General features: G+C 64.6%; 20 protein-coding genes. 8 read left to right on the top strand and 12 right to left on the bottom strand.

All coding sequences use genetic code 11. The annotated features are described in order from the left end of the window. Positions 1-6 precede the first annotated feature (6 nt). Both AC3WVQ_RS27520 and AC3WVQ_RS27515 read left to right on the top strand, forming a co-directional pair. Positions 7-579 carry a TetR/AcrR family transcriptional regulator gene (locus tag AC3WVQ_RS27520; protein ID WP_112985521.1) on the top strand — a complete coding sequence of 191 codons (573 nt, stop codon included), beginning with the start codon at positions 7-9 and terminating at the stop codon, positions 577-579. A 97-nt stretch (positions 580-676) separates the two neighbouring features. Further along, on the top strand, positions 677-1726 hold the full coding sequence (locus AC3WVQ_RS27515) for a serine hydrolase domain-containing protein (protein WP_034805481.1): 1050 nt from the start codon (positions 677-679) through the stop codon (positions 1724-1726). Between the two features lie 28 nt (positions 1727-1754). On the opposite strand, the gene AC3WVQ_RS27510 is transcribed toward AC3WVQ_RS27515, so the two are convergent. The 5 genes from AC3WVQ_RS27510 to AC3WVQ_RS27490 form a co-directional block, all read right to left on the bottom strand. Next, positions 1755-2561: an arginase family protein gene (locus tag AC3WVQ_RS27510; RefSeq protein ID WP_268088223.1), complete on the bottom strand. Its 807-nt coding sequence runs from the start codon at positions 2559-2561 to the stop codon at positions 1755-1757. A gap of 347 nt (positions 2562-2908) precedes the next feature. Next, positions 2909-3925: a zinc-binding alcohol dehydrogenase family protein gene (locus tag AC3WVQ_RS27505; RefSeq protein ID WP_060644600.1), complete on the bottom strand. Its 1017-nt coding sequence runs from the start codon at positions 3923-3925 to the stop codon at positions 2909-2911. A gap of 41 nt (positions 3926-3966) precedes the next feature. Further along, the gene (locus AC3WVQ_RS27500) at positions 3967-5067 is read right to left on the bottom strand and encodes an alkene reductase (RefSeq protein WP_060530393.1); all 1101 of its coding nucleotides are present in this window, start codon (positions 5065-5067) and stop codon (positions 3967-3969) included. A 59-nt stretch (positions 5068-5126) separates the two neighbouring features. Then, positions 5127-5798, bottom strand: coding sequence for an SDR family oxidoreductase (locus tag AC3WVQ_RS27495; RefSeq protein ID WP_492383269.1), 672 nt, complete (start codon positions 5796-5798; stop codon positions 5127-5129). Next, complete coding sequence (locus AC3WVQ_RS27490; RefSeq protein WP_060581066.1) at positions 5785-6192, bottom strand: VOC family protein; 408 nt, start codon at positions 6190-6192, stop codon at positions 5785-5787. Before AC3WVQ_RS27490 ends, AC3WVQ_RS27495 begins: the two co-directional genes overlap by 14 nt. A gap of 91 nt (positions 6193-6283) precedes the next feature. Here AC3WVQ_RS27490 and AC3WVQ_RS27485 point away from each other — a divergent pair, with 91 nt between their 5' ends. The 5 genes from AC3WVQ_RS27485 to AC3WVQ_RS27465 all read left to right on the top strand — a co-directional run bounded on the left by AC3WVQ_RS27485 (position 6284) and on the right by AC3WVQ_RS27465 (position 12785). After that, on the top strand, positions 6284-7201 hold the full coding sequence (locus AC3WVQ_RS27485) for a LysR family transcriptional regulator (RefSeq protein ID WP_060601783.1): 918 nt from the start codon (positions 6284-6286) through the stop codon (positions 7199-7201). A 213-nt stretch (positions 7202-7414) separates the two neighbouring features. Beyond that, a complete protein-coding gene (locus AC3WVQ_RS27480) occupies positions 7415-7921 on the top strand; it encodes a sigma-70 family RNA polymerase sigma factor (protein WP_060601781.1) in 507 nt (168 codons plus the stop codon). A gap of 97 nt (positions 7922-8018) precedes the next feature. After that, complete coding sequence (locus AC3WVQ_RS27475) at positions 8019-8969, top strand: FecR family protein (RefSeq protein WP_090425918.1); 951 nt, start codon at positions 8019-8021, stop codon at positions 8967-8969. Positions 8970-9222: 253 nt separating this feature from the next. Continuing rightward, positions 9223-11538, top strand: a complete 2316-nt coding sequence (locus AC3WVQ_RS27470) for a TonB-dependent siderophore receptor (protein WP_492383268.1) — start codon at positions 9223-9225, stop codon at positions 11536-11538. Next, positions 11538-12785, top strand: a complete 1248-nt coding sequence (locus AC3WVQ_RS27465; RefSeq protein ID WP_112771379.1) for an MFS transporter — start codon at positions 11538-11540, stop codon at positions 12783-12785. Before AC3WVQ_RS27470 ends, AC3WVQ_RS27465 begins: the two co-directional genes overlap by 1 nt. Positions 12786-12822: 37 nt before the next feature. Here the strand turns inward: AC3WVQ_RS27465 and AC3WVQ_RS27460 are convergent, their stop codons facing one another. Further along, the gene (locus AC3WVQ_RS27460) at positions 12823-13794 is read right to left on the bottom strand and encodes a GlxA family transcriptional regulator (RefSeq protein WP_457578499.1); all 972 of its coding nucleotides are present in this window, start codon (positions 13792-13794) and stop codon (positions 12823-12825) included. A gap of 124 nt (positions 13795-13918) precedes the next feature. Here AC3WVQ_RS27460 and AC3WVQ_RS27455 point away from each other — a divergent pair, with 124 nt between their 5' ends. After that, entirely contained in the window at positions 13919-14536 is a 618-nt protein-coding gene (locus tag AC3WVQ_RS27455; protein ID WP_159415767.1) for an isochorismatase family protein, read from the top strand. Positions 14537-14615: 79 nt separating this feature from the next. Here AC3WVQ_RS27455 and AC3WVQ_RS27450 read toward each other — a convergent pair whose 3' ends face one another. From AC3WVQ_RS27450 to AC3WVQ_RS27425, 6 genes are all read right to left on the bottom strand, one after another. Then, on the bottom strand, positions 14616-15632 hold the full coding sequence (locus tag AC3WVQ_RS27450) for a LacI family DNA-binding transcriptional regulator (protein ID WP_060521939.1): 1017 nt from the start codon (positions 15630-15632) through the stop codon (positions 14616-14618). Positions 15633-15753: 121 nt separating this feature from the next. After that, a complete protein-coding gene (locus tag AC3WVQ_RS27445) occupies positions 15754-17034 on the bottom strand; it encodes a D-tagatose-bisphosphate aldolase, class II, non-catalytic subunit (protein WP_457578498.1) in 1281 nt (426 codons plus the stop codon). A gap of 5 nt (positions 17035-17039) precedes the next feature. Then, complete coding sequence (locus AC3WVQ_RS27440) at positions 17040-17981, bottom strand: tagatose kinase (protein WP_412472729.1); 942 nt, start codon at positions 17979-17981, stop codon at positions 17040-17042. A 22-nt stretch (positions 17982-18003) separates the two neighbouring features. Then, complete coding sequence (locus AC3WVQ_RS27435; RefSeq protein WP_060521942.1) at positions 18004-18966, bottom strand: ABC transporter permease; 963 nt, start codon at positions 18964-18966, stop codon at positions 18004-18006. Continuing rightward, positions 18963-20474 carry a sugar ABC transporter ATP-binding protein gene (locus AC3WVQ_RS27430; protein ID WP_492383267.1) on the bottom strand — a complete coding sequence of 504 codons (1512 nt, stop codon included), beginning with the start codon at positions 20472-20474 and terminating at the stop codon, positions 18963-18965. The genes AC3WVQ_RS27435 and AC3WVQ_RS27430 overlap by 4 nt, the downstream gene beginning before the upstream one ends. A gap of 111 nt (positions 20475-20585) precedes the next feature. Then, entirely contained in the window at positions 20586-21476 is an 891-nt protein-coding gene (locus tag AC3WVQ_RS27425) for a substrate-binding domain-containing protein (RefSeq protein ID WP_034805529.1), read from the bottom strand. Positions 21477-21704 lie beyond the last annotated feature (228 nt).

The following is a 21704-nucleotide window of genomic DNA, read 5'->3' as shown; positions in this document are numbered from 1 at the left end:
GTCAAGATGCCTCGCCCAAAAACCATGCCTGACGAAGAGCTGCTGGCCGCCGCCTTCGCATTGATGCGGGCCGATGGTCCAGATCGCCTGACCTTCGCGGCGCTGGCTGCACGTACGGGCCTTTCCGGCGCCACGCTGGTGCAGCGCTTCGAGAACAAGGCGAAGCTGATCCAGCGGGCGCTCAGCCAGGCCTGGGACGGGCTGGACGGGCAGACGGCGGAGCTGATGGCGAGCGTACCGCGGACGCCGGAGGGCGCCATCGCACTGCTCGTCGGCCTCTCGGGCGATTATGGCGGTATCGACAGCTATGCCGACGACCTCAGGATTCTGCGGGAAGACCTGCGCGATCCGTTGCTCCGTGCCCGCGGCGCAAAGTGGCGCGACGTGCTCGCAGGCGTGCTCGACGAATGCCTCGCCGGCCTTCCCGCTGCGAGCCCGGGGCTCGGTCTGCTGATGGCGTCGCAATGGCAGGGATCCTTGCTCTGGTGGAGCTTCGACCCGCAGGTGCCGGTCACGGTCTTTGTCGAGCAGAGCCTGACGCGCTTCGTCGAAGCTTTTGCGAGACGGCCGGCAGGCTGACAACTGCGGCAGTGGCGTGCTCACCGGTCTGTCAAATCGCCGTGAGATGGCCGTGCGGTGGATGACGGCGGCGCAAGCTGGTCTTAGATGCTGATCCATGATCAGATTTGTCGCAGTCCTCGTTGCCCGCATCTCCACTTTGGCACTCGTCGTCTCGACGCTTGTCGCCTTGCCGGTCGCGGCTCAGACGCCATCGCCGATTTCGGCCTTGCTGGACGAACTGGCCTCACGGTCAGAGCTTGATCCCCTGAAGACCGTGATCGTCGCCCGCGACGGCAAGATCGTCGCTGAGCGTGGTTACGGCCGCAACCGCGTGACGGACTCGACCAACATCAAGTCGGCGTCGAAATCGATCATCTCGGCGCTGGTCGGCATCGCCATCGACAAGCGGCTGCTCGAAGGTCCGGAGCAGAAGATCGCGCCGATCCTGAAGGCGGACCTGCCGGCCTCGCCTGATCCGCGCATCAACGACATCACCATAGGTCATTTGCTTTCGATGCAGGCCGGGCTCGGCCGTCTCTCGGGCCCGAACTATGGGCGATGGGTCGCCAGCCGGAACTGGGTGCGCACGGCGCTTGCCCAGCCCTTCGACGACGATCCGGGTGGTGAGATGCTCTATTCCACCGCCTCGACCCATCTGCTTTCGGCGATCCTGACGAAGGTCAGCGGCAAGTCGACCCTGGCGCTCGCGCGCGCGTGGCTGGGGCCGCTCGAGGGCTTCCGCATCGGGGCCTGGGATCGCGATCCGCAAGGCATCTACCTTGGCGGCAACCAGATGGCGATGAGCCCGCGCTCCCTGCTTGCCTTCGGCGAACTCTATCGCAATGGCGGCCGCACGGCGTCAGGCCAGCAACTGGTGTCGGAAGGGTGGGTCGCGGCCTCCTGGCAGCATCGAACCAATTCGCGCTTCTCCGGCGACGAGTACGGTTATGGCTGGTTCGAGCGCCAGATCGCCGGTGAAGAAGTGCATTTCGCCTGGGGTTATGGCGGCCAGATGCTCTACATCGTGCCGAACCTGGATCTGACGGTGGTGATGACATCGGCCGAAAGCGGGCCGTCGGCCCGCAACGGCTACCGCGACGCGCTGCATCTGGTGCTCGGCGAGATCATCACGAATGTAAAGGCCGATCCGGAAACGGACGGGTGACAGGGCGCCGGCTCGACGCCGCTCCGCGTCAAGCCAGCAACGGTTCCACGACGCCAAGCAGGCATTCGATCGCAGCTTCATTCTTCAGCGCCGCCTCAGACGCCTCGAATTCCGCGAGCTCGATGCCGGCAATCTGCTCTTTCGGGATTGCCGCGAAGATGGCGCGCAAGGTCTGCGGATAGAGGCCTCCGCCGATCGCATAGGCGGCCGGCACATGCTTCGGCTCGAGCACGTCCCAATCGACATGGATCCAGACCGGCGCATCGCCGATCAACGAAAGAATGACTTCCGGCGTCGCTTCTGTCGGCGAAAGGATGCACACGCCTGCCTGCCGCAGCAAATCCATCTCCGCGGGGTCGATGTCGCGCGCGCCGACGATGACGACCTTTGCCGGGTGCAGCCCGCTGCCGTGGCCGCTCTCCCAGAGCCCGCAGGCGGCAGCCAGCACCATGCCGCCGAGATAGCCGCTTTCGGTGGTCTGCGGCGTGTTGAAATCGCCATGGGCATCGAACCAGAGCAAGACCGCGTCGGCGCGTTCCCGCGCGACGACCGGCAGTGTCGCAAGGCTGGCGGAGCAGGTATTGGCGATGAAAAGTGGTTTGTTGCCACGCGCAAGTGTTGCGGCAATCGCCGCCTGCAAAGCGGCCAGGGTCTCCCCGGCCTCAGGCAGGCTTGCCGACCAGTCGTCTTCCTTTGCCGGTGACGGGCTGCCGATAACGGTCGGCTGCAGCCCGGTGCGCTTGCTCAGCGCTTCGGCCGTCAGGGCCGCCCCGGGGATGGCGCCGGACGTTCTGTCGGCGATGCGTCCCTGGGAGACGACGAGTTCATAGGGCACGGGCATTCTCCTTGCATTTTCGGTGGGCGTTAACGCCGGTATTGGGCGCACCTGCAAAGCCCGCCTGTTTCAGCGTTTTCGAGGGGATCTGTGGGATTGGTTTGAAGGGAAGCCTCGAAGATTCGATATATCTACGTGGATATATCGATATCGCGCCGCGATCGCAATTTCATCGGGGCGAGCGTTGATGCGATTGCCGTGCACAGGGCGACGCGGGTCGCGGCGACCGCCAATGTCGCTCGGCCGTTTGGCGCGGCGCGGGTGCCGCGGAAATTTCAGAGGTGACAGGTGCTTGCCGCAATCTATGTCGCGGCAAGCGATTTCGTTTAAATCGGCAGCTGGTGCACTTAGCCGGCAAAGCCTTCAATGACGATCTTGCCCTTGGCAGCGCCGGTTTCGATGCGGCGATGCGCTTCGCGCAGGTTCGCCGCGTTGATCGGCGACAGCACCTCGGCAAGCGTCGTCTTCAGCCGTCCGGCATCGATCTCGTCGGCGACGAAGCTCAGCAGACGATGCTGTTCGATCATGTCGGGCGTCTGGTGCATCGGGCGGGCGAACATGAACTCCCAATGCAGGCTCGCCGCCTTGGTCTTCATGCCGGCCATCGGCATCGGCACGTCGGTGTTGTCGATCGAAACGATGCCGCCTTGCGGCCGGATCAGCTCGACAGCGTCGTCCCAGTGGCGCATGTCGTTGAAGATGGCGATGTGGTCGACATGGGGAAAGCCGAGCGCGCGGACCTGCGCGACCAGCGGTTCACGGTGGCTGACCACGTGGTCGGCGCCAAGTTCCTTGACCCAGGCGATGGTTTCCGGCCGCGAGGCGGTGGCGATGACGGTGAGGCCGGCGCGCTTTGCCAGCTGGATACCGATCGAGCCGACGCCGCCGGCGCCACCGACGATGAGGATCGACTGGCCGTGGTCGGCGCCGTCCCGGTCGATGCCGAGCCGGTCGAAGAAGGCCTCATAGGCGGTGATCGTCGTCAGCGGCAGGGCGGCCGCTTCCGCAAAGGACAGGCTCTTCGGCTTGCGCCCGACGATGCGCTCATCGACCAGTTGATACTGCTGGTTGGATCCCGATCGAGTCAGGTCGCCGGCGTAGTAGACGGCGTCGCCCGGCTGGAACAGCGTCACATCAGCACCGACGGCCTCGACCACGCCGCTTGCGTCCCAGCCGAGCACGCGCGGCGTTTCCTCGACCTTGTCCTTCGGCGCGCGCATTTTCACGTCGACGGGATTGACCGCGACGGCGCGGACCGCGACCAGGATATCATGCCCTTTGGGCTCCGGCTTCGGGAGCTCGACATCGAGGAAACTCTCCGGGTCGGAAACCGGGAGATAGCGGGTGAGGGCGACAGCTTTCATGAGTTGCTCCTTTGTGGGGTGAAGAGGTGTGATTGCCGCGGTCATGCCACGCGCTCGAGTGCCGGATAGCTAGAGTAGCCTTCGGCGCTGCCGCCGAAAAGCGTGGCCCCGTCGAAGCTTGCGAGCGGCAGCCCGTCTTTCAGTCGGCGCGGCAGGTCCGGATTGGCGATGAACGGGCGGCCGAAGGCGACGATGTCGGCAAGACCGGCGGCAAGGATCGTCTCGGCCTTCTTACGATCATAGCGGCCGGCGACGATGATGCGGCCGGAATAGGTGGCGCGCAGCTCGCGGCGGAAGTCGTCGGGGATGACGGGCGCATCGTCCCAGTCGGCTTCCACCAGATGGATATAGGCAAGGCCGATGCGGTCGATTTCGCCCGCGGCCTTCAGGATCGTCGGGATGATCTCGTCGTCCTTCATGTTGCGCTGGGTGATATAGGGCGACAGCCGGATGCCGACCCGGGAGGCGCCGATCTCGCCGGCGACCGCCTCGGCGACCTCGACCAGGAAGCGGATGCGGTTTTCGGCCGGGCCGCCATAGCGGTCGTCGCGCCGGTTGGACGAGCGGCGCAGGAACTGGTCGATCAGGTAGCCGTTGGCGCCATGGATCTCGACGCCGTCAAAGCCGGCTTCGATGGCGTTGGCCGCCGCCTGGCGGAAATCTTCGACGATGCCGGCGATCTCGCTCAGCTCCAAGGCGCGCGGCAAGGGGCTGTCGACCATCGCGCCGATGCCGGTTTCTGGATCGGCCACCCAGACCTTTGCGTCCGGCGAAATCGCAGACGGTGCGACCGGGCGTCCGCCGTCGTGGAAACTCTCATGGCTCATGCGGCCGACATGCCAGAGTTGCAGCATGATGCGGCCTCCGGCCCGGTGTACGGCGTCGGTGACGAGCCGCCAGCCGGCGATCTGCGCGGGAGAGTGGATGCCGGGTGTAAACGAGTAGCCCTGGCCCTGCGCCGAGATCTGGGTGGCCTCGGTGACGATGAGGCCGGCCGAGGCGCGCTGGGCATAGTACTCGGCCATCAGGGCGTTGGGCACATTGCCCGGCTGGCTGCTTCGCGCCCGCGTCATCGGCGCAAGCGCGATGCGATTGGGTAGGGTCAAGGACCCGAGCGGGATCGGAGAAAAGAGCGATGGCATGGTGAGATCCTTTGGGAGGGGCAGTCGCATAGCGGCAGGGCCAAGCGCGGGGAAGCACGTCAGTTGATCAGTGCGCCGCCTTCGATGTCGATGACCGAGCCGGTGACGAAGGGATTGTCGATGGCGAAGAGATAGCCGCTGGCGATATCTTCCGGTTGCCCGGCGCGGCCGGCAGGCAGTGTTGCAGCGGCGCGATCGAACATCGCGTCGCGCGCCTCGCCGGCCATGCCGGCATAGGCTTCCGTTCGCGTCAGGCCGGGGCTGACGACGTTCACCCGCAGCGGTGCCAATTCCTTGGCCAGCACCTTGGCGGTTGCTTCGAGTGCCGCGTTCATCGCCGTCTTGACGAAGGTGCCCGGCACCGATCGGCGGGCGAGAAAGCCCGAGGTGAAGGTGATCGTACCGCCGGGCCGAATGCTCTTGCCCGCCTCGCGGGCAAGCAGGATCGAGCCCCAGTACTTGACGTCGAAGGCGGCCTTGGCTGCTTCGAGGTCGATATCGACGACGGTGCCGCCCGGCGCCGAGGAGCCAGCCGTGACGATCAGGTGATCGAACGGACCGAGCTGTTGGAAATAGGCGACCACTGCCGCGGCATCGGCAAGATCGAGACCGGTGGCGCGGCTGGCGATCTCTACCCGACCCGGGCGCTCGGCAAGCGCCTTGGCGACGGCGGCGCCGATACCGCTGGTGCCGCCGATGACGACGGAGACGGTGGTGTCAGTGAAAGTCATGGTCATTCTCCGGAGGAAGAGTGGGAAAGGGTTCGGAAAAGACGGCTTCGAGCAGCGGTCCGCCGGGCGCGCGCAGGAACAGCCGCCGCTCGCCGATGTCGGCAAGGTCCATCGTCGAATAGGGAATGGCGAGCCGGTCGAGCTTGGCGCGGAAGGCGGCGTAGCCTTCGAACCGGAAGCCGACATGATCGATCGCTTCGGCCGCACGCTCGAAGCCCACGCCACGGCTGCCGATGAGGTGGACGATCGGCTTGCCTCCGGCATAGAGCCAGCAGCCGGGGATTCGGCGGATAGCTGCCGGACGCTCGCCGACGGTCAGGTCGAAGACCGTCTCGAAGAACGCGCGTGTGGCGTCGATATCGGTGGTGCGGATGGTGACGTGGTCGATGTGCATCACGCGTCTCCTTTCGCCAGCAAATTTAGCGCTTGCGGCGCATCCGGATAATTGGCTTATTTCTAAAATTATATTTCGGAGAAAGCGAAAGATGCTGCTCGACAATCTGGCTCTGTTTCTTCTGATCGTCGAAAAGGGCGGGCTTTCCGCCGCCGGCCGCGAGAAGGGGTTGTCGCCAGCCTCCGTCTCCGAGCGGCTGGCAGCACTCGAGGCCCACTATGGCGCCGCACTTCTGAAACGCACGACGCGGGCGATCAGTCTGACGGAGGAGGGCCGCCTACTGGTGGACGGCGCCCGCCGGCTGCTGGCGGAGGCCGACGAACTGGAGAGCGGCATCCGGTCGGGCACGCGCACGATCTCGGGGCCGATCCGGCTGAGCGCGCCTGAGGATATGGGGCGGCGCTACATCGTACCGATCCTCGATCGCTTTCTCGCGGAGCACCCCGATGTGACGGTGGATCTCAATCTCACCGACGGTTACCTCGACCTGGTCGGCCAGGGCATGGATTTCGCGATCCGGCACGGCGTGCTTGCCGACAGCACGCTGAGGTCTCGGTCGCTCGGGGAGAACCGGCGCGTCGTCTGTGCGGCGCCGTCCTATCTCGAAGCTATGGGCCGGCCGGAGCATCCCGACGATCTCTCCCGCCACGACTGCATCGTCATGCGCTTCGGCGCCAATCTCGACCGCGAATGGGCCTTTCAGGTGGATGGCAAGCCGCACAAGGTCATGGTGCGCGGGCGTCGCGTCGCCAATGACGGCGGACTGGTGGGGGCGTGGTGCAGGGCGGGGCACGGCATCGCCCTGAAGTCGGTGTGGGACATCGCCGAGGACCTGGCCTCCGGCGCGCTGGTCGAGCTTCTCAAGGATTTTGCGGTCGGCGAAACCGGATTGCAGATCGTCTATCCGCCGGCGAGCGTCCAGCCACGCCGGGTGCGGCTGTTGATCGAGCGGATCGCTTCGGAACTCGGTTCGATCGAGACTGTCCTGACGCGCATTGGAGACGCATAGGGCCGGCGCCACGTCCGCCCGTGGCCGCTGCCGACGTGGCGGTCGTGCAACAGTATCGCCCCCCGTTTTCCTATGCGGCATGCCAGCGCATTGCGGTCGCGCGTGGCTTCACTTATAAAACATGAGTAACGCATTCAACATAAGCGGGGGCGCACGGCGCCACCGCTGGTTCCGGCGGCGGCCGCGCGGCTCCCGCGATGGAGAGGCAGATTGATGACCGATGCGATGGTGCAGGGGCTCCACGAACGGGAAGAGGGCAGGATACGCCGTTTCTTCAGCCGCCGCCTCAGAAGTCGCGAGGATGCCGTCGACGCCACGCAGGAAACGTTCATGCGCATGCTGGAGGCATCGCGCTCGACGCTGATCGAGAACCCGCAAGCCTATCTGTTCCAGGTCGCGCGCTCCGTCGCGCGGGTCGCCGCCGAGCGCACCGCGCGCGAGCAGGCGCTGTTCGTTGCCGACGAGGACGGCAGGGAACATGCCGAAGACAGGCCGATCCAGGATCGCATCGTCAACGCCCGCCAGTGCCTTTTGATCATGGCGCGCACCATCGAGGGGCTTCCGAACCGTTGCCAGCAGGTCTTCATCCTCAGCCGCCTGCACGGCCTCAGCAACGGCGCGATTGCCGAGCAGCTCGGCATATCGAGAAACATGGTCGAAAAGCACATCATCCGGGCGCTGCTCGAATGCCGGAAAATACGCGCCGAAATTATTTTCTGAGCCGACATCAGGCAAAACCATCCATTCAACTCTAAGATGATGGGAGCGATTCTTTGGGACCGCCCGAAGGCATTTTCAGTTCGACCGGAAGACAGGAATGAGTGGCGATCGCCAGACAATCGATGACAGCGTTCTGCAAGCGGCTGCCGGCTGGGTTGCGCGACTGCAGTCCGAGGATGCGACCGTTATCGACCGCCAGGCATTCGAGCGCTGGCTCGACGAGCATCCGGATCATCGGGCGGCCTACGAAGAACTGCGGGCATTATGGAGCGATCTCGGCGAGGTACCGATCCCCGAAGGGCGGCTCGGGCAGTTGCGCGCACAGCGCCGCCGCCGCGTCGGTGGCTTTGTCGGGCTCTGTCTTGCCGCAGGCGTCGCGATCCTGACGCTGGCGACGCCCTATGGCGACCGTTGGCGCGCCGACTACTACACCGGTGTCGGCGAGGTCAGGCGCATCGCGCTGGAGGACGGGACGCAGGTGGACCTCAACACCGACACGGCGCTCGTCGTCCGATATGATCAGGGGCAAAGAAAGGTGCGGCTGCTGCGCGGCGAGGCGTTCTTCGCCGTCGCAAAAAATCCGCAGAGGCCCTTCGTGGTCGAAGACGGCTCGATCAGCGCGACGGCGCTCGGAACCCGCTACTCGGTTGGCGCGACGGGGGCGGACCGAGCGGCCGACGTTAAGGTGGAGGAGGGCCGTGTCGAAGTCGAGGCGGCCGGGCAGAAAGCCATCCTGGGCGCCGGCGAAGCGGCAACGATCGACCGGCAGGGTCGCCTGTTCCTGACGAAGACGGATGTTGCCGCCGGGACGGCCTGGCGCGACGGAAAGCTTGTCTTCTCCCGTCTGCCGCTCCGTGAGGTCCTTTCGACGCTCGAGCGCTACCGCCGCGGCCGGATCCTGCTCATCGACGAGAAGGCCGGCGCGCTCGAAGTGTCGGGCATCTTCGATCTGCACGATACCGACGACGCACTGAGCGTTCTCGAAGCCAGTCTGCCGCTCCGTGTCTTGCGGCTCTCGGGCCTGATGGTCCTCGTCCAGTCGCGTTAGGTTGACGCCGGCGGCAAGGCGGTTTCGCGCCTTACAAGAATCTTTTCTGACAAAAATCGTCCGGTGACGTCAGGAGAACGCGCTCCCCACACTCTTAGTCAGCAGTGGCGGCGCTGCACCTGGTTCGAGGTGGCCCGCCCGGAGTTGGAGTAGGGGATCTCGGATGAGAATTTTGCAGGGTCGTGGATCGCGACGCCGGTCTTTTGCATGCTTGGCGCTCGCCAGTGTTTCTTTCATCGCCTGCGCGAGCGCAATGCAGGCGCAGGCGACGGCGGCACCGTCCGCGATCACGGCGTCCAAAGCGATCTCCGTTCCCGCGGGCTCCCTTGAAACGGGCATTCTCAAGCTCGGCCGGCAGGCCGACCTGCGCCTGCTCTATCCGAGCGCGCTCACCAGCGGCAAGGTGACCAAGGGCGTTGAAGGCAGGCTCGCGACCGAGGCGGCGGTTGCGCAACTGCTCGACGGGACCGGGCTTCGCTTCCGCATCGTCAGCGCAACGACCGTGCAGATCTTCGATCCGGCGGACGCGACGATCACCACCGGCGCCGTCGTCAGGGATGGCGCAACGCAACTGGAAAAGATCACCGCGACCGGCGAGCGGACCGGCGCCGAAGGCATCGTCGAGACTGACGGCTACGTGGCGAAATCCGCAAGGATCGCCACCAAGACCGATACGCCGGTCATGCAGACGCCGCAGTCGATGTCAGTGATCAGCCAGAAACAGTTGCAGGACCTGAAGCCCCAGAACCTGATGGAAGCGCTGAATTATACACCCGGCGCCCGCGTCGGCCAATACGGCGCCGAGCCGCGCTTCGACGCCTTCAAGGTGCGCGGCATCGACCTGACGCTGACCGGCATCTTCCGAGACGGCTTGCGCCAGATCGCAAGCCCCAACGGCCTGTTCCGGCTGGAGCCCTATGGCGTCGAGGCAATCGCCACGCTGCGCGGCCCGGCCGCCTCCATCTACGGCGCCAGCTCGTCTGGCGGTATCGTCGATATCGTCTCGAAACGCCCGACCAGCGACCCGCTGTGCGAGGTTGAGGTGCAATACGGTTCCTTCGGTCGCGTGCAGGGCGCCTTTGACGTTTCCGGACCGCTCGACGACGAAGGCACCATGCTCTACCGCATGACCGGTCTTGCGCGCGACGGCCGCACCGAGATCGAGGCGGTGAAGGACGACCGCCTGTTCATCGCGCCCGCTTTCACCTGGCAGCCGGACGAGGGCACCAAGTTCACGCTGCTTGGCGAGTACATGGATTCGACCACCGGCGGCACCTGGGGCTACCTCAACCGCTACGGGCCGGACGGCAAGTCGATCGGCGCGATCCCGACCTATGGCGGCGACGCCCGCTTCAACGATTTCACCCAGAAGCAGGCGCGCATCGGCTACGAGCTGGAGCATGAGCTCACAGACAGCGTCACGCTCTTCCACAAGCTGCGCTACTCCGACATTTCGACGCGGCAGGAATGGGTGTTCGCCAAGTATCCGGGCCTGACCGTCGAGGACAACAGCGGCCTTGCCAGCGACACCTATCTGAAGTTCGACTTCGACACGGGTGCCGCTGCGCACCAGCTGATCGCCGGCATCGACTACAGCTACATGAAGTACACCTCGCAGCAGGGCAGCGGGCCGGATCTCTTCACCGACGACTTCACCTATGTGCCGAAGCTGACTTCGACCCAGAAGCAGTCGCAAAGCGGCATCGGCATCTACATCCAGGACCAGATCGAGTATGAGGCCTGGCGCCTGACGGCGGGCCTGCGCCACGACTGGGTGGACAACAAATATTCCGTCGACGGAAGGCGCTTCAACCGCGACGACAGCGAGACGACCGCGCGCGCCGCCCTTGGCTACGTGCTGCCGAACGGCATGATGCCCTATGTCAGCTACGGCACGGCCTTCGTTTCCAACCCGGGCGTGATCCTCAATCTCGGCGGCACCGATACGCCGGCGATGCCGACGCTCGGCAAGCAATGGGAGGCGGGCGTCAAGTATGAGATCCCCGGCCAGAACGCGACGATTACGGCCGCGGTCTTCAACATCGACCAGGAAAACGCCACCGTCTACGAGACGTCATCGGGTCTCAACCTCCTGCGCCAGCTCGATCTGAAGTCACGCGGCTTCGAGCTCGAGGGCACGGCCTCGCTCGACAACGGCTGGAACTTCATCGCGTCCTACTCCTACAACGACGTCGAAATCACCAAGCTGACGTCGGAAACGCTCGGCAACCAGCTGAACTCCTCGCCCTACCACATGTTCTCGCTGTGGGCGGACTACGAGGTGCAGTCCGGACCGCTCGAAGGGCTCGGCGTCGGCGCAGGCGTGCGCTATGTCGGCTCGAGCTTCGGCGACAACGTCCACACGCCGGTCCTCAACAACCAGGCGCGCACATTTGTCGATGCTTCGGTGCGCTACGATCTTGGCGCTGCCAATCCGAACTTCGAGGGCGTGCGGCTTCAGCTCAATGCGACCAACCTCTTCGACGAAGTCGAGCAGCTTTGCACAACGGGCTTCTGCTACTTCGACGAAGGCCGCAAGGTCGTCGCCAGCCTGCGCTACCGCTTCTGATGGCGTCGGAAAAGGCAGTCCAGCCAAGGCCGTCGCCGGCCGCGATCTTCTTCGCGGTCGGTGGGCTCTATGTCGCGCAGAGCGTGATCGGCGGGCTGACGATGCTCGGCCTGCCGGCGGTCTTGCGGACGCAAGGCCTCCCGCTCGACCAGATCGGCCTCGTCTATCTGACGGTGCTGCCCTGGGCGCTGAAGTTCCTCTGGTCGCCGCAGGTGGAGCGTTTCCGCCTGCCGGTGGTCGGTCGCAACCGCTCGGCGGTCATCATTGTCGTCGGCGGCACGCTGTCGGCGCTGATGCTGGCGGTTCTCGGGTTCATCGGCCCGGAGCGGCTCTTCCCCGTTCTCGCCTGCCTCGTGTTCATCGCGCTCTTCACCTCGACCGTCGACATCGCCTGCGACGGTTTTGCGGTCGAGACGCTCGCCGAAGAGCATCACGGTTGGGGCAATGCCGCCCAGGTCGGCGGCTCCTATGTCGGCTCGGCGATCGGTGCCGGCCTGTTCCTCGTGCTCGTCGATCGGCTCGGCTGGGCCCCGGCGGTGTGGATCATGGCCGCCGTCGTGCTGGGGCTCGGTCTGCCTTTCCTGCTCGGGCCCGGTTCGCGCCCGACGAACGAGGCGCGCAGCCACACTCCGTCGCTCAAGGCCGCGCTCGCCCGGCCGGAGGTGCGCAAAGGCCTTCTGCTCGCAGCGATCTATGTGTCCGCGCAGAAATGGGGCCTTGCCATGCTCGGCCCTTTCCTGATCGACTACGGGTTCGATCTCGCCTCTGTCGGTATGCTCAATGGTGTCGGCAGCATGCTCGTCGGCTTCGGTGGGGCCTTGTTCGGCGGTCTGCTCGTGCGCCTGTGCGGTACCGGTGCCGTGCTGATCGGCGCGCTGCTCCTGCAGGTGACGATGCTGGTCGCCTTCGCCTATGTCGGCGCCTCCGGGGATGTCTCGCGACCGCTGGTGATGACGCTTGCGGTTGCCAGTTCCTCCGGCGTCATGGCGATCGGCTTCGTCGCGCTCTATGCACAGTTCATGGGCTGGGCCGATCCGCGCCAGGCGGGCGTCGATTTCACTCTGTTCCAATGCATGGACAGCCTTGTCAGCATGGCCGGGGGCTTGGGCGCCGGCTGGATCGCCGAACGGTTCGGCTATTCCGCCTTCTTTATTTGCGCGGCAGGGGTTTCAACGGTTGCGGTGCCGTTGCTGGCGTTCCTCGTGCGGCCGCCGATGCGGGCCGACGCGCAGCGCGCCTTGCCCTGACGCCGGCGCTACCTGATGTACACGGGCAAGGGACCGGTTAGGGCGCGGATGCACGTGCTGGCCGGTTGCGGAACTGTCGGCGATAGCTGGCTGGCGAGATGGAGAGGGCGCGGGTGAAATGCTGGCGGAAGGAGACGGTGGAGCCAAAACCCGCCATCTCCGCTACGTGATCGACCGAACAGGAGCCGGTCTCCAGCAGGCGCTGCGCCACCGCCAACCGCTGCGCCAGAACCCATTGCGTGAACGTCGTTCCTGTCTTCTTGCGGAAGTGCCGGGTAAAGCTGCGGAGACTCATGCCGGCGTGATCGGCCAGCCGTTCGAGCGACAGTGGCTCGTCGAGATGTTCGATCGCCCAGGTAATCGTCGCTGAGAGCGGGTCGCCGCTGCCGGGGGCAGGGAGCGGCGCTTCGATATATTGCGCCTGGTCGCCGTGACGATGAGGTGCGACGACCAACCGGCGGGCGATGCGGTTGGCGATCTCGGCGCCGTGGTCGCTGCGCACGATGTGCAGGCAGCAGTCGATCGCCGCGGCCGTTCCGGCGGACGTCAGGATATCGCCCTCGTCGAGATAGAGCGCGTTCCGGTTCAGCGCAACCTGCGGGTAGGCGCGCTCGAATTCGTCCGCCCAGGCCCAGTGCGTCGAGGCCGCCCGGCCGTCGAGCAGCCCGGCTTCGGCGAGCACGAAGGTGCCGAGGCAGAGGCCGACGAGCCGGGCGCCACGGGCGTGGGCGTCGCGCAGCGCCTCAAGCAGGCTTTCCGACGGACGGTTGCCCGCATCGTTCCAGGCCGGCACGATGATCGTGTCCGCTTCCGTCAGGCTTGCGAGATCGTGCTCCACCTCGATGCTGAAACCGGACATGGTGCGAACGGTACCGGTCTTTTCTCCGGCAATCACAAGCCGGTAACGTGGCGCGCCGAGCTTCAACAGGTCGTCGCCGAAGACGATGCAGGGCACCGAGAGGTGAAAGGGGCTGATGCCCTCGAAGGCGACGATGGCGACGGTGTGCATGTGCTGGCCGATACTCAAGCAATGAAGTTGGCCGGAACCTATCACATATTGTCATTCAGGCCACTTTCGTGATGAGGCCGCTTTGACGATCTTCGCGGGCGTCGAAACGCGAAAGGAACCTCCCATGACACAACACCCGACCATCCGTACGATTGCCGGTGCCGCTGCCCCCGCCAGCCTCGATCCCAGGAAGACGGCGCTGCTGGCGATCGACTTCCAGAACGAATATTTTGCCGGCCGCATGCCGATCCCGGACGGTGAGAGGGCGCTCGCCAATGCCAAGCGGCTGATTGCGCGCGCTGATGCGGAGGGCATGAAGGTCTATCACGTCAAGCATGTCACGCCGGCTGGCAGCCCGGTGTTTGCCGAGGACAGCGAGACTTCGGCGTTTCACCGGGACATTCAGCCCGCCGCCAACCATTCGGTGGTGCGCAAATCCTCCGTCAGCGTCTTTGCCAGCACGGATCTCGGCACCCAGTTGAGGCAGGCTGGCGTCGATACGCTCGTCATGTCAGGGCTGATGACCCATGCCTGCGTTGCCGGTGCAGCGCGTGATGCCGTGCCGCTCGGCTTCAACGTCATCGTCGCTTCGGATGCCTGCGCCACACGCGATCTCGATACGGGGGAAGGTGACGTCGTTCCGCATGCGCTGCTGCATCGCGCATCGTTGGCGACGATCGATGACACCTTCGGCGATATCCTGACGACCGATCAGGTGCTGGCGCTGGCGCGCCGGTCCTGATTGATCAGCGCAACCGGGCCTGTCTGGAGCGCGCTCTTCTGAGAGGTCGCATTCGGACAGAACGGGTCGCCCGACCTTGCTAGGCCGAACCGCGCAGCATGATCTCGGCGCTCAAGAGAATGCGCTCGTCCTCGGGGAAGGCGCCGCCGTCGTTGGTGGTTTCCCCGAGCTTGAACAAAAGCAGTTCGATCGCCAGACGACCGATCTCGTTGTAGTTCTGCGCCACCGTCGTCAGCGGCGGGCAGGTGTAGCGCGACAGCGGATGGTCGTCGTGGCCGGCGACGCGCAGATCCGCATCGGCGTCGCGTCCGACCTTGAGACCCGACTGGAAGGCGGCGGCAATGACGCCGAAGGCGACGCGGTCGTTGGCGCAAAGCACCGTCCTGGTTGGAAAGCCGCCGGAGCCGAGGATGCGCAGCGTCTCGTCGAAGCCGAATTTTTCGAAATCCCAGGCGGCATTCGGCGTGGTTTCGACCAGTGCCGGCTCCATCTTCAGCTGCTGCATCGCTTCCAGATAGGCGTCGCGCCGGGCCATCGCGTTGTTGTTGACCGGCGGCATGCCGAAGTAGCAGGGCGGGCTGCCGGAGCGGCAAAGATAATCGACCATCAGCCGGAAGCTCTGGCGGTTGTCGGTGCCGACGAAGGAGGAGCTGTCATCGAGCGGCGAGTCCACATAGATCAGCGGAATGCTGGCGCCGAGCGCCGTCAGCGTCCGGTGGTGCGACTGCACGCCGAGCGGCGCGATGATGGCGCCGGCGACGTTCATCGACTTGAAGGTTTCGATCGCCCGCTCTTCCATCTCCGGCCGCCCGTCGGAGGAAAGCACGAAGGCGAGAAAACCTGCCTGGTTGGCGATGTGTTCGATCCGGCGCGTCAGCGCCATGTAAAAGGGATCGGTCGAGTTCGGGACGATGACGCCGAGGATGTTGGTGCGGCGGCGGTTCAGGTTGACGGCGAAGATGTTCGGGCGAAAACCCGACTGCTTGATCGCAGCCTCTATGGCATCGCGGGTCTTCTTGCGGACCGAGCCTGGATCATTGAAGTATTTCGAGACCGTCGGGCGCGACAAGCCGACGAACTCCGAAAAATCCTCCATGGTCTTGATCTGTCTGTCCACGGTCGCTGTGCCCCATATTGTTTTGATTTCGTTTATAGGTTCATTTCGAGGGGATAGGCAGTACCGGCTCGCAAATATTCACCGAACATCCGGCCTGACGCTAAGCGCGGCAGGCCCTGAAGTAATCCTCGAGAACCCGATCGACGGCAGCAAGTGCCAGCGGTTTTGCTTGAGCCACGACTTCACCGTCGCGCACGCGCTCGTAATTGCCGGGGAGATACTGGCTGATCAGCGTTTCCGCGATGACGACGCCGTCAAGCAGTGCCAGAAGTTCTTCGACGGCTGCCGCGACCTTCGGATGCGGCCAGTAATAGCGGATGCGGTCGCTATAGGAGAAATGCCGCTGCAGCCGCTGGGCCTCCGCCGAGCCGTGGTAATACTTGCCCCAGTTGGCCGGCTCCTCGCGCATCACTTCCTCGGTGACGGCCGCCAGCGTCTGCTTGCGCGCCTCGGGGAAAAGGAAGGCGGCGATCTGGTCGAGGCCGTAGAGTGCCTCGCGCAAAGCGAAGGTCAGGCCCGGGCCGACCTTGAGAATGGCAAAGCCGTCGGAAACGAGATCGCGCAGCGCCTCTGGTGTCTGGTAGTCGGTCGAATGCGCTTCGAAGACGACGCCGTCGAGCTGTTTCAGGGTGGCGCTAAGCTTCGCCGCCTTCGCCCGGTCATAGGCGATCACGTTCTCGTTGCCGAACTCGACGCCCGGCTGGACCACCGCGCCGACGACACGTCCGAAGGCGTCGGCAGCGCCGGCCCTTTCAAACGCCTGGCGATGAATGGAGACGGTCTCGACCGCCGCCTCGGGTGCGGTGACTTCCAGCGTGTCGAGTTCTTCCAGTGCGCCGCCCGGAACCGGCACTTCGGTGCCGATGATGTAGACGGGAGTGGTGTGGTTTTCGCCGCGAATGGCGGCTTCGGCGGCAGCCGCCAGCCGCGCGGCGCGCTCCGCCGTCACCGCGTCGGGCAGAGCCACCGGCTCGCCGGCGCAGCCCATGCTGGTATCGAGATGCAGCTTGGTGAAGCCGGCCTTGGCATAGGCTTCGATCATCGTCTCGGCCTTGGCCATGGCCTCTTCGGCCGCAAGGTGTTTCCACGGGTTGGGGCCGAGATGGTCGCCGCCAAGAATGATCTTTTCCTTCGGGAAGGCGACACGATCGGCGATCCCGGCGACGAAGCGGGTGAAATCGGCGGGCGTCATGCCGGTATAGCCGCCGTCCTGGTTGACCTGGTTGCAGGTCGCCTCGATCAAAAGCGCGGCATCTTCCTTCAGCGCCCGCAGCATGGCGGCTTCGATTACCAGCGGGTGGGCCGAGCAGACGGAGGGTATGCCGCGCGGGCCGGGGCGTTCGGACCAGCGGGCGATGTCGATCAGAAGGTTCTGTTGCATGGCGGTCAGCCCTTTTTCGCGGTGATGAAGGTTTCGAGATCGGCGCGCGTCGATGCGCCTTCCATAGGGCCGGAAATCATGACGGCGCGCGCGCCCGAGGCATTGGCGAATTCCAGTGCTTCAGCGGGCTTGGCTCCGTTCAGCCAGAAGGTGACGAAGGTCGCGCCGAAGCAGTCGCCGGCGCCGGTCGGGTCGATCTCCTCGACCGCAAAACCCGGATGCGAGAGCGTCGTTTCACGATCGAAATAGCTGGCGCCTTCGGCGCCGCGCTTGACGACGACGACCTTGATGCCGGTGGCGAGCAGTTCGGCAACGGCTTCCGCTTCGGTCTTTGCTTGCGTGAACAGGAAGAGTTCCTGTCCGCTCGGCAGGAAGACGTCGGTCTTGGCGAGCACCGCCTGCAGCGCCTCGCGCATGCCCGGGCTGTCGAGGATTTCCGGCCGCAGGTTCGGGTCGAAGGAGACGGTGCCGCCGGCCGATTTGACGATCTCGATCGCGGCGATGATGCTCTCGACCACGCTCGGGGCGTAGAGCGACGATCCCATCACGTGCAGGTGGCTGCAGGTTCCGACCAGCGCCCGGGTCGCCTCGTCGAGCCGGATCGTGCCGCAGGCACTGTGGCGGATGTTGAAGACGAAGGCGCGGCTGCCGTCGGCGCGGTAGCGCACGAAGGCGCTGCCGGTGGTGCCGAGCGGATCGACCGCGATACCCGAGATGTCGACGCCATCGGCCTTGAGCCGATCAAGGTTGACGTGGCCGAAATCGTCGTTGCCGACGCGCGAGATCATTGCCGCTGGCTGGCCGAGCTTGCCGACCTGGTCGATGAAGATTGCCGGCGCACCCGAGGGGTAGGGGCCGATCAAAGAGGTCGCCTGGCGAAAGCCGTCGCCCTTTTCGGTGGCGATGATCTCCACGAGAATTTCGCCGATCGTAAGTATCTTGTGCATGGGTATGTTCTCTTCGGAAAGATCAGCGCTTTGCCTGCTTGGCGCGTACGTCGAGCCAGACGGCGATCAGGATCACCAGGCCCTTGACGATGAGCTGGTAGAAGTAGGGGACCGACAGCATGTTCATGCCGTTGTTCATGACGCCGATGATGAGCGCGCCGATCAGCGTGCCGACCATGGTGCCGACGCCGCCGGCAAGCGAGGTGCCGCCGAGGACTGCCGCCGCGATTGCGTCGAGCTCGTAGCTCATGCCGGCATTGGTCTGGGCAGAGAACAGGCGGGAGGAGAGAAGCACGCCGCTGATCGCCGCCATCACGCCCGAGATCATGAAGATGGTGATCTTCAGCCGGTCGACCTTGATGCCGGAGTAGACCGCTGCCTCGCGATTGCCGCCCGTCAGATAGGCGCGGCGGCCGAAGCTCGTCTTGCTCAAAAGGATGTGGTTGACGAGGAAAAGCACGGCGACGACCCAGATGATGATCGGCAGGCCGAGGAAGCTTTCGGTACCGATGGCGGTCCAGGTCGAGTTCTCGATCATCGCCGGCGCGCCGTTGGTCGGCAGGCTGACCATGCCGCGGTAGATGCCCATGGTCGCGACGGTGACGATGAAGGATGGCAGCAGCAGCTTTGCCGTCAGTACGCCGTTCAGCATGCCCATCAGGGCGCCGGCAAGAAGCGTGATGGCGAGCGCCGGCGCGAAGCCGAGGCCGAAGGCGAAACATTGCGCGCCGACCATGCCCGCAACCGCAATGATCGAGCCGACCGAAAGGTCGATTTCACCAAGCAGGATCACCCAGGTCATGCCGAAGGCGGCGATCGCCACCACGGCCACCTGCTGCAGGATGTTCATGAAGTTGACGACCGACATGAAGCGCGGGTTGAGGAAGGAGAAGATGACGCAGAGCATCACCAACGACAAAAGGATGCCGCCATACTGTTTCAGGGCGCGCAGGAAGGTGGCCTGGAGTTCCGATTGCTGCGTCATGATTTAAATCCCGTTGCGTGCGCCATGATCGTTTCCGGGTTGAGTTCGGCGCCGGAAAGCGTTGCGCCGATGACGCCCTCGTGCATGACGACGACGCGGTCGCTCATTCCCAGCACTTCCGGCAGCTCGGAGGAGATCAGCAGGATCGCCGTTCCCTCGGCCGCCAGCTGGCGGATGATCTTGTAGATTTCGAACTTGGCGCCGACATCGACGCCGCGAGTGGGCTCGTCGAGGATCAGCACCTTGGGTCGGGTCAGCAGCCACTTGGCGAGCACGATCTTCTGCTGGTTGCCGCCGCTGAGCGAACCCGAGGGCGTGTCGAGCGAATGGGTCTTGATCGCCAGCCGGCCGACTTCCTGGGCTGCCGCCGTGCGTTCGGCGCGGCTGCGGGTGAAGCCGAGCGGGCCGGTGAAATCGGAGAGCGCCGCCATCGAGATGTTCCAGCCGACGCTGTGGCTGAGGACCAGGCCCTCTTCCTTGCGGTTTTCGGTGACGAAGCCGATGCCGCGGGCGATTGCCTCTGCCGGCGAGCGGAAGCGGACCGGTTTCCCCTCGAAGTGCACAGTTCCGGTCGCAGCCTTCATGCCAAAGAGCGCGTTCATCACCTCGGAGCGGCCGGAGCCGACGAGGCCGAAGAAGCCGAGGATTTCACCGGGCCGGATGTCAAAGGAGATGTTCTCGAACTCGCCGTCGCGGGTGAGGTCGTCGACGGAGAGAACCGGCGTGGCATCCGGCTTCTGCTCGTGTGCCGCTGGCGGATAAATTTCGTCCATGCGGCGGCCGACCATCAGCGCGATCAGCGCCTCGATGGTGACGTCGTCGCGATCATAAGTGGAGACATATTCACCGTCGCGGATGACCGTGATGTCGTCGCTGAGCCGCATGATCTCTTCCATGCGGTGCGAGATGTAGATGACCGCGACGCCACGGCTCTTCAGCCGCGCGATGATGTCGAAGAGGATCTCGGCTTCGCTGTCGCTGAGCGACGACGTCGGCTCGTCGAGAATGACGACTTTGGCCTCGTGGCTTAAGCCCTTGGCGATCTCGACCAGCTGGCGCTGGGCGATCGAGAGATTGCCGACCTTCTCGCTGACGTCGATCGGCAGGCCGAGATCGGCGACGATCGCGCGGGCCCTGACGACCAGTTCCTTGTCGTTGATGAAGCCGAAGCGGCGTGGCTCGCGGGTGGCGAGAATGTTTTCGGCCACCGTCAGATTGCTGCAGAGGCTGAGTTCCTGGAAGACGATGGCAAGACCGAGTGCGGCGGCATCCTGCGGATTGCGCGGCTGGTAGGGGCGCCCATCGAGGACGATTTCCCCCGAGGTCGCCTCGTGAACCCCTGCGAGAATCTTCATCAGCGTCGATTTGCCGGCGCCGTTTTCGCCGAGCAGCGTGTGCACCCGGCCGCGCCGAACCTTGAGCCGCATGCCTTTCAGCGCCGCGACCTGGCCGAAGGATTTGGTGACGTTGTCGATTTCGAGAATGGTATCGCTGGTCGAACCAAACATGGCGGCCTCCTTCAGGTCAGCCGAGAGCAGCGCCTCCGGCCAGAGGACGGAAACGGACCCTGATGGGTTGCCGCCGCCCCTGAGGTGAGGCGGCGGCTGTCCTGGGAGGACTTACTTCGCGGTGTAGACGCCGGGGACGATCGGCTGTTCGGCCGGCACGGTCTCGCCGGCGGCAACCTTGACGGCGGTGTCGACCGCCTGCTTGCCCATCTGGTCCGGGAACTGTTGGATAACGCCGACCATGACAGGGTTCGTGTCGACGGCGTCGCGCGCTTCCTTCATGCCGTCGAAGCCGATGACCTTGACCTGGGATTCGAGACCCGCAGCCTTGACCGCAACGGCAGCGGCAAGGGCGGCATCGTCGCCGAAGCCGAAGATGCCGGTGATATCAGGATTGGCCTGCAGCATGTTCTGGGCGGCGGCCAATGCTTCGGCGCGGGTGATGCCGGTCTGGATCGCGACGATTTCCATGTCCGGATGCTTGGCGATCGCTTCCTTGAAGCCGTTGACACGGTTTACCACCGACTGGACCGTCGGATAGTCGATGACGGCGACTTTGCCCTTGTTGTCGAGAACCTTGGCCATCAGCTCGCCGGCCTTGACGCCGCCGGTGAAGTTGTCGGTGCCGATATGCGAGGTGACGGTCGCGCCATTGGCCGGAACGTCGACAGTGATCACCTTGATGCCGGCCTTCTCGGCCTTTTCGATCGCAGCGCGCACGCCCTGGCTGTCGACCGGCGAGATGACGATGACGTCGACGCCCTTGACGATGAAGTCTTCGACATCGGCGAGCTGCTTGTTCAGATCCTGGTTGGCGATCGAGACCTCGAGCTTGACGTTCTTGGCTTCAGCCTCGGCTTTCATGGCGTCGGCGAGCTCGATGTAGAACGGGTGCTGCTGGGTCAGAAGCGACGCGCCGATGCCGTCGGCAAAAGCCGAGGAGGCAAGGAGCGACAGCGCCGTGCCGGCGACGAGAGATTTCAGAATGCGGGACATGTTCATGGTTTCCTCCCTGGAAACGGCGCGGGCCTTCTTGTGTCTCAGCCAAGCTGGCGAGGCCCTCCCACCGCCGTCTTGGTGGGGCCGTAAAAATCATAAAAGTTTTCGCGCGTCAACTTTTAAAAATACACGAACAAAATATTTGGAGCGCAGTGTGGAAGTTTTTAGGTTGCGGCGGTCGTCCTTTCAGTCCTTTTGCGGGTGGCTTGTCTTTCCGCAGCCTTGCCCCAG

The sequence above is a fragment of the Ensifer sp. EB106-05-01-XG146 genome (assembly GCF_058791875.1).
This window is presented reverse-complemented; position numbering and strand designations above follow the sequence as displayed.

Coding starts and splice junctions, on each gene's coding strand:
- AC3WVQ_RS27520 (WP_112985521.1), top strand. CDS start 7: ATGCCTCGCCCAAAAACCATGCCTGACGAAGAGCTGCTGGCCGCCGCC.
- AC3WVQ_RS27515 (WP_034805481.1), top strand. CDS start 677: ATGATCAGATTTGTCGCAGTCCTCGTTGCCCGCATCTCCACTTTGGCA.
- AC3WVQ_RS27505 (WP_060644600.1), bottom strand. CDS start 3,925: ATGAAAGCTGTCGCCCTCACCCGCTATCTCCCGGTTTCCGACCCGGAG.
- AC3WVQ_RS27500 (WP_060530393.1), bottom strand. CDS start 5,067: ATGCCATCGCTCTTTTCTCCGATCCCGCTCGGGTCCTTGACCCTACCC.
- AC3WVQ_RS27495 (WP_492383269.1), bottom strand. CDS start 5,798: ATGACTTTCACTGACACCACCGTCTCCGTCGTCATCGGCGGCACCAGC.
- AC3WVQ_RS27490 (WP_060581066.1), bottom strand. CDS start 6,192: ATGCACATCGACCACGTCACCATCCGCACCACCGATATCGACGCCACA.
- AC3WVQ_RS27485 (WP_060601783.1), top strand. CDS start 6,284: ATGCTGCTCGACAATCTGGCTCTGTTTCTTCTGATCGTCGAAAAGGGC.
- AC3WVQ_RS27480 (WP_060601781.1), top strand. CDS start 7,415: ATGACCGATGCGATGGTGCAGGGGCTCCACGAACGGGAAGAGGGCAGG.
- AC3WVQ_RS27475 (WP_090425918.1), top strand. CDS start 8,019: ATGAGTGGCGATCGCCAGACAATCGATGACAGCGTTCTGCAAGCGGCT.
- AC3WVQ_RS27470 (WP_492383268.1), top strand. CDS start 9,223: ATGCAGGCGCAGGCGACGGCGGCACCGTCCGCGATCACGGCGTCCAAA.
- AC3WVQ_RS27465 (WP_112771379.1), top strand. CDS start 11,538: ATGGCGTCGGAAAAGGCAGTCCAGCCAAGGCCGTCGCCGGCCGCGATC.
- AC3WVQ_RS27460 (WP_457578499.1), bottom strand. CDS start 13,794: ATGCACACCGTCGCCATCGTCGCCTTCGAGGGCATCAGCCCCTTTCAC.
- AC3WVQ_RS27455 (WP_159415767.1), top strand. CDS start 13,919: ATGACACAACACCCGACCATCCGTACGATTGCCGGTGCCGCTGCCCCC.
- AC3WVQ_RS27450 (WP_060521939.1), bottom strand. CDS start 15,632: ATGGAGGATTTTTCGGAGTTCGTCGGCTTGTCGCGCCCGACGGTCTCG.
- AC3WVQ_RS27445 (WP_457578498.1), bottom strand. CDS start 17,034: ATGCAACAGAACCTTCTGATCGACATCGCCCGCTGGTCCGAACGCCCC.
- AC3WVQ_RS27440 (WP_412472729.1), bottom strand. CDS start 17,981: ATGCACAAGATACTTACGATCGGCGAAATTCTCGTGGAGATCATCGCC.
- AC3WVQ_RS27435 (WP_060521942.1), bottom strand. CDS start 18,966: ATGACGCAGCAATCGGAACTCCAGGCCACCTTCCTGCGCGCCCTGAAA.
- AC3WVQ_RS27430 (WP_492383267.1), bottom strand. CDS start 20,474: ATGTTTGGTTCGACCAGCGATACCATTCTCGAAATCGACAACGTCACC.
- AC3WVQ_RS27425 (WP_034805529.1), bottom strand. CDS start 21,476: ATGAACATGTCCCGCATTCTGAAATCTCTCGTCGCCGGCACGGCGCTG.